The organism is Sphaerisporangium aureirubrum (assembly GCF_042658925.1).
In the GTDB taxonomy this organism is placed as follows: Bacteria; Actinomycetota; Actinomycetes; order Streptosporangiales; family Streptosporangiaceae; genus Sphaerisporangium; species Sphaerisporangium aureirubrum.
In genome coordinates this window covers 1-13,060 of record NZ_JBHSRF010000092.1, presented here as the reverse complement: position 1 = coordinate 13,060, position 13,060 = coordinate 1, and the positions used below count along the sequence as shown (strand labels likewise).

12 protein-coding genes and 1 tRNA gene are annotated in these 13,060 nt (G+C 68.6%); 6 read left to right on the top strand and 7 right to left on the bottom strand.

All coding sequences use genetic code 11. From position 1 onward, the window contains the following. Nucleotides 1–127 precede the first annotated feature (127 nt). Entirely contained in the window at nt 128–1,177 is a 1,050-nt protein-coding gene (locus ACFP1K_RS35715; protein ID WP_380761875.1) for a polysaccharide deacetylase family protein, read from the top strand. A gap of 782 nt (nt 1,178–1,959) precedes the next feature. Here the strand turns inward: ACFP1K_RS35715 and ACFP1K_RS35710 are convergent. Further along, a complete protein-coding gene (locus tag ACFP1K_RS35710; protein WP_380761873.1) occupies nt 1,960–2,463 on the bottom strand; it encodes a hypothetical protein in 504 nt (167 codons plus the stop codon). 484 nt (nt 2,464–2,947) lie between these two features. Here ACFP1K_RS35710 and ACFP1K_RS35705 point away from each other — a divergent pair, with 484 nt between their 5' ends. The 3 genes from ACFP1K_RS35705 (at nt 2,948) to ACFP1K_RS35695 (ending at nt 5,485) form a co-directional block, all read left to right on the top strand. Next, nucleotides 2,948–3,850, top strand: a complete 903-nt coding sequence (locus ACFP1K_RS35705) for a hypothetical protein (RefSeq protein WP_380761871.1) — start codon at nt 2,948–2,950, stop codon at nt 3,848–3,850. A gap of 209 nt (nt 3,851–4,059) precedes the next feature. Further along, complete coding sequence (locus tag ACFP1K_RS35700) at nt 4,060–4,194, top strand: hypothetical protein (RefSeq protein WP_380761869.1); 135 nt, start codon at nt 4,060–4,062, stop codon at nt 4,192–4,194. A 610-nt stretch (nt 4,195–4,804) separates the two neighbouring features. Next, the gene (locus tag ACFP1K_RS35695; RefSeq protein ID WP_380761867.1) at nt 4,805–5,485 is read left to right on the top strand and encodes a hypothetical protein; all 681 of its coding nucleotides are present in this window, start codon (nt 4,805–4,807) and stop codon (nt 5,483–5,485) included. Nucleotides 5,486–5,661: 176 nt separating this feature from the next. On the opposite strand, the gene ACFP1K_RS35690 is transcribed toward ACFP1K_RS35695, so the two are convergent. After that, the gene (locus ACFP1K_RS35690; RefSeq protein ID WP_380761865.1) at nt 5,662–6,975 is read right to left on the bottom strand and encodes a hypothetical protein; all 1,314 of its coding nucleotides are present in this window, start codon (nt 6,973–6,975) and stop codon (nt 5,662–5,664) included. Between the two features lie 283 nt (nt 6,976–7,258). Beyond that, entirely contained in the window at nt 7,259–8,767 is a 1,509-nt protein-coding gene (locus tag ACFP1K_RS35685; RefSeq protein WP_380761863.1) for an FAD-dependent monooxygenase, read from the bottom strand. A gap of 97 nt (nt 8,768–8,864) precedes the next feature. Between ACFP1K_RS35685 and ACFP1K_RS35680 the strand changes: the two genes are divergently transcribed. Next, on the top strand, nt 8,865–9,557 hold the full coding sequence (locus ACFP1K_RS35680) for a TetR/AcrR family transcriptional regulator (protein ID WP_380761861.1): 693 nt from the start codon (nt 8,865–8,867) through the stop codon (nt 9,555–9,557). Nucleotides 9,558–9,601: 44 nt separating this feature from the next. Here the strand turns inward: ACFP1K_RS35680 and ACFP1K_RS35675 are convergent, their stop codons facing one another. Continuing rightward, nucleotides 9,602–10,600: an asparaginase gene (locus ACFP1K_RS35675; protein WP_380761859.1), complete on the bottom strand. Its 999-nt coding sequence runs from the start codon at nt 10,598–10,600 to the stop codon at nt 9,602–9,604. Nucleotides 10,601–10,709: 109 nt separating this feature from the next. On the opposite strand from ACFP1K_RS35675, the gene ACFP1K_RS35670 reads away from it, so the two are divergent. Then, nucleotides 10,710–11,363: a cytochrome b/b6 domain-containing protein gene (locus ACFP1K_RS35670; protein ID WP_380761857.1), complete on the top strand. Its 654-nt coding sequence runs from the start codon at nt 10,710–10,712 to the stop codon at nt 11,361–11,363. A 35-nt stretch (nt 11,364–11,398) separates the two neighbouring features. Here the strand turns inward: ACFP1K_RS35670 and ACFP1K_RS35665 are convergent, their stop codons facing one another. The 3 genes from ACFP1K_RS35665 to ACFP1K_RS35655 all read right to left on the bottom strand — a co-directional run. Further along, nucleotides 11,399–12,271 (bottom strand): hypothetical protein, encoded by an 873-nt coding sequence (locus ACFP1K_RS35665; RefSeq protein ID WP_380761855.1) that lies wholly within the window; start codon nt 12,269–12,271, stop codon nt 11,399–11,401. Between the two features lie 186 nt (nt 12,272–12,457). Further along, a tRNA-Arg gene (locus tag ACFP1K_RS35660) sits at nt 12,458–12,532 on the bottom strand. 89 nt (nt 12,533–12,621) lie between these two features. Next, nucleotides 12,622–13,060: C40 family peptidase (locus ACFP1K_RS35655; RefSeq protein ID WP_380761853.1), on the bottom strand; the 439-nt coding region annotated here is incomplete at its 5' end.

The window sequence follows — 13,060 nt, the reverse complement described above, 5'->3', positions numbered from 1 at the left end:
GTCACCGGAGGATGCAACCATGGCCGATAGCGCCACCCCACCCCCCCGATCCCCCCGATTCCGGTCGGCCCTCCGGAGCGCGCTCGTCGCCGGTGTGGTCGCCGTCCTCGGCGCAGGAGGCGTCACATTGTCCCTATCAACACCGGCGGGCGCCGCCGACTGCAGCGCCGGCTACGTCGGACTCACCTACGACGACGGCCCCTTCAGCGGCGCCACCACCAGCCTGCTGAGCGCGCTTCAGCAGAACGGTCTGCGCGCCACGATGTTCAACATCGGGCAGAACGCGCAGAACAACCAGGCGCTGGTCCGGGCGCAGGTGGACGCCGGCATGTGGGTCGGCAACCACAGCTACACCCACCCGCACATGACCTCGATGAGCACCTCGCAGATGCAGTCGGAGGTCCAGCGGACCCAGCAGGCCATCCAGCAGGCCACCGGGACCGCGCCGAGGCTCTTCCGGCCGCCGTACGGCGAGACCAACGCCACGCTGCGGTCGGTCGAGCAGCAGATGGGGCTCACCGAGGTCCTCTGGGACGTCGACTCCCAGGACTGGAACGGCGCCAGCACGGCCGCGATCGTCTCGGCCGCCGGGCGGCTGACCAACGGTCAGGTCATCCTGATGCACGACAACATCGCCAACACCCGTGCAGCCATCCCGCAGATCGCCGCCAACCTCCGCAGCCGCAACCTGTGCCCCGGCATGATCTCCACCAGCACGGGCCGCGCGGTCGCCCCCACCGGCGGCGGCACCCCGACCGTCACGCCGACGGTGACGCCGACCGTGACCCCCACCTCCGGCGGCACCACGTTCCGCCTGCGTAACGAGGCGGCGGGCCGGTGTGTGGACTCGCCCAACAGCGGCACCGCCAACGGCACCCAGCTGCAGGTCTACGACTGCCACACCAATGCGAACCAGAGGTTCACCTACACCTCCGCCAGCCAGCTGCAGCTCCTCGGCAAGTGCGTGGACTCCCCGACCAACGCCGGCTCCGGCACCCGGGTCCAGCTCTACGACTGCCACACCAACGCCAACCAGCGCTGGACCTTCAACTCCAACGGCACCGTCACCACCCCGGCCAACAACCTGTGCCTGAACGCCGCCGGCACCGGCAACGGATCCGGCGTCACCGTCGCCACCTGCAACGGCTCGGCCAACCAGAGGTGGACCCGAGCCTGACAGGCTCCGGCCGGCTCCGCCGAACCCGCGGAGCCGGCCCACGAGAACTCCGGGGGGTGAGGCGATTGGAGGGATCGCCCCACCCCTCGGCCCGTCCCCGCATCCGCCCGGCGTCCCAGGTCCCGGGTGGATGCGGCCTGCGGGGGCCGGTTCCGCGGCCCCGGGATCTGTCGGTGGGCCATCCGCTGGCACCGTCCTACTCACCGACACCTGAGAGATGTCCGACTGGGAGCCGCACCGCCACCTCTCCCGCGCCGCCACCTCTCCCACACCGCCGCCTCTCCCACACGGCCACCTCTCCCACACCGCCGCCTCTCCCGCACCGCCGCCTCTCCCGCGCCAGCGGCGCCACCGCATCGGTCCACATCGGCGTCAACGAGGACGGCTTCTCCTATTTCGCCGACGGCACCCTGCTAACCGACTTCGAAGCCGCCTTCCCCGGCCCCCACAACCGAGGAAGCCGTAGTGGGATAATTGCGTTTCCAACGGGCAAGACAGGTTGAGGTTTCCCGGCGGACAAGTTCACGCCCCTACAGGTCATGGCGACCCGCGCCGTCATCCTGCCGGACCGCTCCTGGCCGGCGACGGGGGTGGGACGTCGAGCATGGCGAGGTCCTGGGCCGTGCGGTCAGGGTTTCGGCGAGCTGGGAGCGGCTGCTCGTACGGCGGTGAGGTCGCCGCTCAGGGCGAGGGTCTGGCTCCACATCACGGCGCGGCCGTGTTCAAGCAGTTCCAGTGCTTGTCACGGATGGGTGGCGGCGGCGTGACCGGCGAGCAGCGACTCACGGTCGGTACGGTGCGCGCCGCGCCACGCGAGCCTCGGCAGCTGACGCACGGCCCCGGCGTACGCGTGCGTTCGGCGTCCCCGATCCCCTGCGCCCGGTCAGCGCCGCGGCGCCGAGAGCGGCGAGCCCGTCCGCCAGCCCGGGATCGTCACCGCCGGCGTCGTCCTGGAACGCCCGCGCCTGGAGGGGGCGGATCTCGTCGGGTACGAGCCCGGGATCCATCCGGGAGAGCGGCTCCAGCAGCAACATGGCCGTGAGCAGGTCGTCCGGTTCGCCCCCGGCGTCGTACCGGACGCAGTACACCACGGCGACAAGGCGCACCACGTCGACCGGGATCTCGCCGGACGTGCCGGGCAGCTCGGCGGCGCGCAGCAGTTCGGCCGTCTCGGCGCGGGTGTCCGGGTCCGTCAGCGGCCCTGGGTCGCCGTCCTGGATGTAGCTCGTCAGCCGGCCGCCCAACGTGGCGAGCAGCGCCGCCACCCGCCCGTCGTCTTCGCCCATGCCTTCAGCGTGCCACCGCCCGGTGCCCCGCCGGACCGCTCGGGGGCCCCCGCACCCCGAGCGGGATCGCCGCGGTCGAGGGCGGGAGCCCTGATGCCGCCGCGGCGTCCGGCGGGCGTTTTCACCGCCACGACCCCGGGCACCGTGGAGTCACAGTGCCCCGGAGTGCCGGGCCGCGGTGGCGGCTCACCAGTCTGGTCGTGATGACGACGTTCATGTTAGCGCTAACAGCCAGGCTCGCCCGCACCGCCCTCCCCCGCCCGCGACCTGCCCCGGCACGCCCGCGGCGACTGGAAAGCCAAACAAAAGCCAAACAAGTTGCTCTATTCAACGAAATCACACCATTTTTGGTCCTGTTGGTAAATCCCGGATCCACCTGCCCGTATAGCGATCACCACAAAAATTCGGTCGGCAATATTGTCACAGCGGAAAGGTCGGCACACACTCATGGACAGGAGGCCTGACCCCGACTAATGGAGGCGCAATGGACAGACCCGTAATCAGAATTCGCGGGCGTAGCAAATCGATGATCCGGCGCCTGTTATCCGCCGCCGTCGCGGTGCTCGCAGTGGCATTCCTCTCGGTACCGTCGGCCACGGCTCTCGCCCTGCCAACGGCGAAGGATTTCGTCTCGCACCTCGACCTGGAATGTTTCAGGACCAGCCAGTACCAGCCGCCGGCCACCACCCTCATGGTGCGCCACCTCAACCCCGTGCTCAGCGGCCTGCCGGTCGAGACGGTCACCCTCGGCCCACGTGAGCAGCTGTGCACCCCGGTGGCCAAGAACAACAACATCCCGCCGGACTCGGTGCTCGAGTTCATCAGGTTCGTCGACGTGGCGTGTTACCGGATCAGCGGGATCGCGGTCAACATGACCCTCGTGCTCCACCAGATCAACCCGCTGCTCACCGACGTACCGCGGCAGCAGGTCGTCATGGGCGTGCCGCAGCAGTTGTGCGTGCCGGTCCTGAAGAACAACCTGCTTCCCCCCGACGAAGTACTGAAGTTCATCTCCCACATCGACCTCAAGTGCTACGCGATCACGCCGAACACCCCGATGAACCGGGCACTGAACCTCCAGCAGCTCAACCGCGTCCTGGCCGGCCCCATCCCGCCGAGGGACGTGCGCGTCACCAACGCGCGCCAGCTGTGCGTACCCGTGCAAAAGCGCGGCGACGAGATCCCGCCCGAGGTGCTGAGGATCCTCCAGTGGATCGACCTGGAGAAGTACGACATCCTCCCCGCCACCGCCAACCCGACCGTGTCGCTGACGCTGCGGCATCTCAACCCGGTACTCAGCCACCTGCCGGGTGAGCAGGCCCTCATCGGCGGCCAGAGCCAGCTCGCCGTACCGGTCGCCAAGAACGGCCAGTTCCCACCGGGCTGACCGTCCGGTCCCACCAGTGAGGCGGAACCCCTCCACCCGGATGGAGGGGTTCCGCGCGCCGATGGAACGCGCCGTTCGCGCGGCCCGGGAGATCTGTACTCCCTGGGCCGAATGGCTGCCGGTCGTCTCCCGACGGGAACGGCCTGCATCGGTCACCTTGATCCTCACAGCACTCGTCCTGGACGGGTGCCCGCGTACTACCGGAGCTCGTGCGAGGACCACAACGCTCCAACGTCCTGGTGCCGCTGTTCGACGCCGATGACCGCCGGATCGAACGGGGAGGGGCGTTCGCGAGCGCCGTGGCCGTGCTGTCGCCGAACTGCTCGACGGCGCGGCGCGACTGACGAGGAACCCTCCGACGGGCGAGGCAACCGGATCCTCGGAACCCCGCTGCGCCGCACGTTCCGGCGCCGGCCGCCCCAGCCGGTTCGGTGGATCCCGCACCTCCTTCCCGCCCTGACCTCGCCGGGCGTGGAGCCGGTCCGGCGCTACGACGTGGCCGGCGAGATCGTCACGGCCTTGGCCCCGAACCGGCGGGCGCCGAAAACTCCGCGGGGCACGGTATTTTGTGATCGAATTCCCCGATGCCTCACGGCGCTTTTCTGCCTGTTGTTATACCGGCGAACCATCGGGCCGAATACTGAACGCGGCAAAAAGCGGTCATCAATATTGTCAGGACCCAGGTGTCGGCACACACTCAGGGAAGGAAGCCGCACCCGGACCGACGGAGGCACTGTGAACAGACCGTTAATGAGAATTAATGGGGGCAGAAAGTCGATTATCCGGCGGCTGTTATCGGCAGCCGTCGCGGTACTCGCCGTGACATTCCTCTGCGTGCCGCCGGCCAGCGCCTTGGTGCTCCCGACGCCGAAGGATTTCACCGCTTGGCTCGACCTTGAGTGTTTCCGGACGAACCCCTACCAGCCGCCGACCACCCAGCTCACGGTGCGGCACATGAACCCCGCGCTCGCCAACCTCCCGACCGAGACGGTCATCCTCGGCCAGCGTGAGCAGCTGTGTGTCCCGGTCGCCAAGAACAACTCCCAGCCGCCAACGCCCGTGCTCGACTTCATAAGGTTCGTCGACCTGGCGTGCTACAAGATCACCGGCATCACGGTGAACCAGATCGTCTTGCTCAGTCACCTCAACCCGCTGCTGCAGACCCTGCCGCGGACCGAGGTATTCATGACCACCCCGCAGCAGCTGTGCGTGCCGGTCATCAAGAACGGAGTGGTCCCGTCCGCCGAGGTGATGTCGCTGGTCTCGCACCTCGACCTCAAGTGCTACGCCGTCACGCCGAACAACCCGCTGAACATCGGGTTGTCCCTGCGCCAGCTCAACCCCGTCCTGGTCCCGATGATCCCCACTCACGGCGTGCAGGTCGGCCCTGCCCGTCAGCTCTGCGTCCCGGTGCAGAAGGCCGGTGACAACATCCCGACCTCCAGCTTCAGCATCCTCAGGTGGGTCGACCTGGAGAAGTTCGACATCGGCACCTCCACCCTTCCCCAGATCACGCTGCAGATCCGGCACATCAACCCCGTCCTCGCCAACCTCCCCCAGGAGCAGGTGACCCTCTTCGGCGCCACCCAGCTCGGCCTCCCGGTCGCCAAGAACAACAACTTCCCGCCTGGCTGATCCCGCACTATGGATCCCCTCCGCCCGACCCGGCGGAGGGGATCCCCCATTTCACGGCCGCTTCGCCCTCCGGTGGCCATGAGCCTCACCCGACGTGACAACCGGGGTCTCCGGCCCCGGAGCGCCGCAACCGTCCGACAGCGAACGGTCGCGAGGGCGCCGTGCGCTCGTCAGGCTTACGGCTTGGTCTGGCTCAGCAGCCACCGGAGGATGGAGTCGTCCTCATAGGTGGGTCCGTAGGCCGCGTGGTAGTCCGGGAGCGCGAACGCCGCGTCCTCGTACTCGGTGTAGTGCAACAGGGTCTCGATCTCTTGGGGTGTCTTGCCCCGGGCGGTGTACCCGTTCTGCAGCAGCGTCCGCGTGTTGCGGGCCAGGCTGATGTTCAGCAGGTGGTCGTGCACGCCGTGGGTGACCCACAGCGGGATCTCCGCGGCGGCGATGGCCGTCGCCTGCTCGGCGTTGACCGCGAAGCCACCGGTCACCAGCCCGCCGGCGAACAGGTCCGGCCGCTTGGCGAACGCGCTCCACAGCAGCTGCGAGCCGTAGGAGACGGTGGTGGCGTAGACCCGCCGCTTGTCGACCGCGAAGTCCTTCACGAACTGGTCCAGCAGCTTGACCAGCAGATCCGCCTCGGCCGGGCCGCCCACGCGCTGGTGCTGCGGAGCGAGCACGATGACATCCTCCGTGCCACCGGTCCACTCCGGCCGCAGCCACGCGGTCGCGGGGATGTCCGCGGCCACCTGCACGAGCAGGTTGTCGCCGTCCCATCCCATGCCGTGGCCGGGCAGCACGACCATCAGCGGGTACTTCTTCGCCGGGTCGTAGTTCTTCGGCAGGTGATAGTGGTACGGCAGCACCATTCCACCGGACAGGTACGAGCCGTACCGGAACTCGTCGACCAGCAGGTTGACCGCCTTCTCCGTCACCTTCCTGGCGGTGTTCGGTGCCGCCTTGGCCAGCACCGGCCCTCTGCCGATCCCGAGGCCGGGCTTGCCGTAGACGTTCTTGCGCTGCACCACCTGGGTGGGCAGGTCAGGGTTCACCTTCACCGTGCACAGGAAGGTCGGGCACTTGGAGACGACCACCGTCCAGCCCGCGTTCTGGTCCGGGTCGAGTTCGACGATGACGTACCGCCCCGGCACCGAACGGTGGTCGGCCCGGACGGTGGCGGCGTTGTTGGTGTACGTGCGGGTGACCTTGCGATCGGTCAGCTTGGGCAGGTCCTCGATGGGGTTGAAGCGGAAGTTGTAGAGGGTGTCCCGCACCGAGAACGTGGAGGTGTCCAGCTCTCGAGAATTGACGGTCTCGCCGTACTCGACCGCGACGGCCGACACCTTCTGACCGTAGGTATAGACCGTCGTGATCGGGGTGATGCTCCGGATCCCCGCGTCCGAGTCACCACCTTCCCCACCGTGCCCGCCGACCGTCATTCCCGCTATCGCCAGCACCAGAGTCGAGGCGAAGGCCACGACCCGTCTGCCAATGTGCACCTGACTTTCCTTCCCGCCATGCGCCGCCGCGCGACACCCCGATCCGGGTGCTCGCGGGCCACCCAGGAGTGGCACAGACGGCTGCTAAACCGATTTAGCACAGCATGATCGCGACCAAAGACCCTGTCAAGCACAGATCCGCAATAAGCGCGAAACATCCAGTTCACCCCAGCGATCGCCATGACCAGCACGCCGGGGGCCGGGCCTGACAGAGGTCCTGGCAAGCACCGCGGGACCACTTTCCTCAAGGCCCGGAACTCCGTTCCGAGGTCAAGTACGCAAGTCAGCTGCCGCGCGGGCCGAACCAGGTGGCGAGCGCCTCCCCGAGCCCGTCCCGGCCGCCCGCCCAGGCCACGTAGCCGTCGGGCCGCACCAGCAGGAAATCCGCGTCACCGGCGGCGGCGCCGGCCCGGGCGACGCGCACCCGATCTCGATGACCCGCCACGGCGAGATCGGCGCCGGCGGGATCGCCCGACCGATCGAGCAGGAGGCCGCGCCCGTCCCTCAACAGCCCGGTGAACGGCCCCTCGTCCTTCGTCCCCCCGAGCTCCCCCGGCGGCACGAAGCGGCCGACCAGCGGGTCCGCCGCGCCCGGCGCGTAGTCGACGTCCGTCCCGTCGGCCATCGCGGCGAAGTGGCGCCCGGCGTCCGGGATCGCCAGCGTCTCCGACATGATCTCCCGCAACGCGTCCACCTGGGGCCCCGGCCGCATCAGCGCGACCTGGGCCCGTGTGTTGCGCAGCACCCTGGCCGCGACCGGATGGCGCTCCGCCGTGTAGGTGTCGAGCAGGCTCTCCGGTGCCCGGCCCGTGACCACGAGGGCCAGCTTCCAGCCCAGGTTGACGGCGTCCTGCAGCCCGAGGTTGAGACCTTGGCCGCCGATGGGAGAGTGCACATGGGCCGCGTCCCCCGCGAGCAGGACCCGCCCCTTGCGGTACGTCTCGGCGTGCCGGGTGTTGTCGCTGTAACGGATACCGGTGTCCATACGGGTGACCACCACGTCGAGCCCGGTCACCCGCCGCAGGCTGCCCTGCAACTCCTCCGCCGTCATCGGCGCGTCCCGCTCGACGGGCCCGCCGTCGAACTCGATGGTGGCGATCTCCCCCGGCACCAGCGACCGGTTCACCAGCCCACCCGGCCCGCGTAACGACGAGGCCACCGCCTCCGGATCCGCGAGCTCGGCCACCGCCGTCCGCCCCGTCATGGTCGGCGGCGTCCCGGCGAACGCGAACCCGGCCCGCCTGCGCACCACACTCCGCCCCCCATCACACCCGACCAGGTACGCCCCCCGGACGCTCTCCCCATCGGCGAGCGTGGCCACCACCCCGGCCTCCCCCTGCTCAACGTCGACCACCGCGCACCCCTGCCGGACCGTCACCCCGAGCTCCGCCGCGCGCTCCGCCAGCACACTCTCCAGCATGTGCTGCTTGAGCAGGAGGTACTCGGCGCCCCCCTCCTCGTCGAACAGCGGAATCCCACTGAAATGCCCCTTGATCTGCCCCTTCTTCAGCAGCTCCACCATCATGCCGACCACATCCGCCTCGGCGGCCTCCCGCCGCCCCGCCAACTCGTCGAGCAGCCCCCATTGCGCCTCGGCCAGCACCCCCACCAGCCCCCGCAACGCCAGCGACTGCACGCTCCGCGTGTTGACCGACCGCAGCCCGAGGCTCCGCGTCCTGCGCTCCTCCCCCGCCGCCTCCTCCAGCACCACCGTCTCCGCCCCGCCGAGCCTGAGCTCACAGGCCAGCAGCAGCCCCACAGGCCCACCACCGACCACGACCACGTCGACCACGTCACCCTCCGGAACTTATAGCGTAAGCGTACGCCGTAAGTAATACACATACACCGTAAGCTCTGTCAATCGCCACCTGTACCTGGAGGAGTCCCGAATGCCACGCCGCGAGCCGCTGAACAGGGAAAAAGTACTGACTGCGGCCCTGGAACTGGCCGACGAGGAGGGCCTGGAAGGCCTCTCCATGCGCCGTCTGGCCAAGAGACTCGGCGTAGAAGCCATGTCCCTCTACAACCACGTCTCCAACAAGACCGACATCCTCGACGGCATAGCCGAACGAGTGTTCAGCGAGGTCGCACCCTCCGACCCCACCCTCCCCTGGCCAGACCAGATCCGCACCGTGACCCTGAACATGTACGCCGCCTTCAGCCGCCACCCCATAGTCCCCCTGGCCCTGGTGACCGACCAGTCCAACCCCACCTCGGCCCAAGCCCTGCAACCCCTGGACACCCTGGCAGGCGCCCTCTACCAGGCAGGCTTCGACGACCTGAGAACCCGGCAGGCCCTAGGCGCCATAAACGCCCTGCTCCTGGGCTCCCTACTCCTCTCCACCGGCGGCTTCACCGGCGATCCCCAACCCCACACCGCCGAACAAGGCGTCAGCGCCTACATCCGCCAGGTAGACCCGGCCCGCCTGCCGCACTTCAGCCGACTCCTGCGACACACACAGAACGGCGTTTCCCCCGCCGCCGACTTCGAAGAGGCCCTCAACACATTGATCACCGGCCTCATCACCTCAGCACCACAGCAAGCCCCTGACCACGCCCCCGAAGGCCGAATCGACGAATGAGCCCCAGCCCGCGCGTAGGAAGCCGACACACAAGTCGTCGCTGTCTACCGGTCTTCCCCCCGGCCCCCAACGGCCGGAAACGTCTCGGCGATGCGTTCCGGATCAGCGCCTGAGGCGAGCAGCAGGTGAAGCAGAACGCGGGCCTTCAGGGGGTCTAGGTAACCCGCGGGGATCAGGCCGTGAGAGAGCAGATCTCGCTCGGAACCCGCGTATCCGTACGTGACCTCATGAACGGGACCGCCGCCCGTGCGGGATGCCAGTACGACGGGTATCGCGGACGCCCGCTCGGCGAGGGCAGGCACCATGGCCTGTGGCACGTGTCCGACGCCGAACGCGGCGACGACCAGGCCGTCCACCCGCCCCGCCAGGGCCCGCAGCGTCTCACCGTCGTCCCCGAAAGCGACGGTGACCAGCCCGACCCGAACCTCTCGTCCGGGTTCGGGCACGAGCACCGGCCCCCGCGCCATACGCAGAGGAATGCTCACCCGTCCCTCGATCACATGCCCGACGGGTCCGTGATTCGGCGACACGAACGCCGCCGGGCTGCTGGTATGCGTCTTGCGCACCCACCGCGCCGCATGAACCTGATCCCCGAACACCACCAGACACCCCAGGCCCCGCGCCCCGCCACTGGCCGCGACCCGGATCGCGCCAAGCAGGTTCGCGGGCCCGTCCGCCCCCGCCATGGCCGGGTTGCGCATCGCCCCCGTCACCACGACAGGCGCATCACCGTCCCACAGCAGATCCAGCAGATAGGCGGTCTCCTCGATGGTGTCGGTTCCCTGCGTGACCACGACCCCGTCCACCCCATCCCTCACCACCTGACGGATGCGCCCTGACAACTCGATCAGATCCCCGAACGACAACGACGCCCCCGGCAGCCGCCTGAAGTCATACGCCTCCAACTCCACCCCACCAATCCCAGCCACCGCCCCCACCAGTTCCCCGGCCGTCAACTTCGGCACGACCCCACCATCACCCCCCGGCGTCATCGCGATCGTGCCACCAAGCGAAAAGACAGCCACCCGCCCAGACGAACCCATGAGAGGTGCCTTCCCGCGCCCCACCCGCCGACCCCTCCAAACTCAAAGCTCGCCGACAGCCATTGGCACAGGCCCGGAACCCCGGCCCGCTCGGCCCGGTATAGGGGACATGGATTACGTTCAGCGCTACGGCAGGGCCGCACGCTGGTTCCACGCCTTCGTCTACGTGGTCATGCTGATACTGCTCTCGACCGGCTGGTGGTTCGTCCTCGACAACTATCAGGATCCCCTGCTGGGCCTGCCCGACGGCGACATCCACGAGTGGACCGGCCTGCTGTTCGTGCTCGTGACCCTCATCTACGTCGTAGGCCGCGTCCGGGCCGCCCGCGCCTTCGTCCGGGAGTCACTGGAACGCGAACCAGGCGACGCCCGCTGGCTGGCCGCCTGGCCCAAGGCCGCGCTCACCGGCCGCTTCCCCCGCCACGAGGGCCACTACGACCCCGGCCAGCGCCTGGCCAACCTGGTCATGCTGGCCACCCTGGCCGCCTTGGCCCTGACCGGCCTGGGCATGCTGTACCTGCCCTCCATCCTGCTGATGGCCGACCTGCACCGCTGGACCACCTTCCTCCTCACCCCCGTCCTCGCCGGCCACGTCCTGGTGGCCGCCGGCCTGCTACCCGGCTACCGAGGCGTCTGGCGCTCCATGCACCTGGGCGGCCACCTGCCACGCCCGGTCGCCGCCCGAATCTGGCCAGGCTGGCTCGCACGACAGGACAGTGACACCCCTGCCGAACCTGGCAGACCCACTGAACCTGCCGCATGAACGTTGTCGCGAAGACTTCGCGACGCGAAACCCCGTCACAGCCCGGATTTGGAGTGTCGGAGCCGATAAGAGCCGCCCTGTACCCATTTCGCGGTGATCTGAGCGACGGTTGCGGTGACCGCACTGACGCACAGCCCGATCAGCACCGCCAAGATCGAGTAGTACCAGAGAGTGAGCTGCATGCTGTCCTGGTCGCCCATGCCTGAGTCGATCGTGAGGTAGACAGAGCAAAGCAGAAGCGGACCGGCCACGCCCGCGACGACGCCGCTCCTCCATCGCCCGCGCTGTACCGCCGCCCACGCCGCGACGATGCCGCTGACAATGACCGGCCCGATCAGCCCGGCGGTGACCCCACCAGCCTCGATGATCTTCGCCTTGACGACGTACTCCCCGGTGCCGGTGAGCACGCGCTCCGTGAGCATGGGGTCGAAGGCCGGCGCCCTCTCCCACCACCAGGGCCTGGTGAATTCCAGAAAGGAGACCCACAGGGTGTAGACCACCAAGCCGACCCCGACCTCCCGATGCCGCAGCGCCACCATCGCCGCCGCCCCGCCGATCGCACCGCCGAGGATCGCCGATCCGACCACCACGGATGGGCTGGAGTTGATCCTTCCGTCATCCGGCACCGCAGACGCCAGGCCGTACAGAAGCGGGACAGCTGTCAGACAGGAGCCAAGCCAAGCCGCCGGCGGCAGCCACAGCCAGGACCACGGCGCACGCCGGCACACACGGTATGTGATCACGGAAGCGACCAGTGTGGAAGCGACCGGATACCAAGTGGAACGAGTCACCGCATGGTCCCAGTCGATGGAATCCGAGTACGACCCCCATTCCATCGTCCACACATTGATGCCGAAGCGATCCGCGACGAGAACCTGTACGGCGGCCAGAACCGCCGCGACCAGCACGCAGACGACCGAAGCCCCGAGCCGCCCTCTCACGCTTTCGCCCCGAACCCTTGCCAACGGGCCGGACCGTCCAGCCCCCCAGCCGGCGAGCGCCAACGAGAACGGGCGGGACTCCGTGAAACTGGAGACCCGCCCGTTCTTATGCTGTTCACCCCGGTCAACGACTGAATTCGCTTGATCAAGAAGTGGTGCCCCCTGCAGGATTCGAACCTGCGCACCCGGCTCCGGAGGCCGGTGCTCTATCCCCTGAGCTAAGGGGGCCTCAACTCGCGATAAGGCTATCAGCATCCGGAGGGGGTGCGGGACGGGATGAGGAGGGGTGGTGATCGTTTTGTTGGGAGGGGTTTTGGTTAGGGGTGGGGGCGGGTGGCGCCTCGGTAGCGGGGGCGGTAGTAGGGGTTTTGGGCGAAGTTGGTGGTGCGGACTACGTCGCCGGACTTGGGGGCGTGGATCATGGTGCCGGACTTGAGGTAGATGCCTACGTGGGTGGGGGCGGCGGTGCCGCCGCCGAAGAAGACCAGGTCGCCTTGGCGGAGGTGGGGGTAGGGGATGCGTTTGCCTTGGGTGAACTGGGTGCCGGTGTAGTGGGGGAGGGTCACGCCGGCTCTGGACCAGGCGTAGAGGGCCAGGCCGGAGCAGTCGAAGCCGCCGCGGGTGGGGCCGGATTTCGAGCCGCCGCCCCAGATGTAGGGGGTGCCGAGGCGGCGGAGGGCGGCGCGGGCGGCGATCGTGCCGGGTGGGCGGCGGGTGGTGCGGGTGCTCACGGTGATGGTGACGGCGGGGATCGAA

Excerpts from the sequence above, each read along its gene's own strand:
- ACFP1K_RS35675 (WP_380761859.1), bottom strand. The coding sequence starts at position 10,600 with ATGGGTTCGTCTGGGCGGGTGGCTGTCTTTTCGCTTGGTGGCACGATC.
- ACFP1K_RS35695 (WP_380761867.1), top strand. The coding sequence starts at position 4,805 with ATGAACCCCGCGCTCGCCAACCTCCCGACCGAGACGGTCATCCTCGGC.
- ACFP1K_RS35670 (WP_380761857.1), top strand. The coding sequence starts at position 10,710 with ATGGATTACGTTCAGCGCTACGGCAGGGCCGCACGCTGGTTCCACGCC.
- ACFP1K_RS35710 (WP_380761873.1), bottom strand. The coding sequence starts at position 2,463 with ATGGGCGAAGACGACGGGCGGGTGGCGGCGCTGCTCGCCACGTTGGGC.
- ACFP1K_RS35705 (WP_380761871.1), top strand. The coding sequence starts at position 2,948 with ATGGACAGACCCGTAATCAGAATTCGCGGGCGTAGCAAATCGATGATC.
- ACFP1K_RS35680 (WP_380761861.1), top strand. The coding sequence starts at position 8,865 with ATGCCACGCCGCGAGCCGCTGAACAGGGAAAAAGTACTGACTGCGGCC.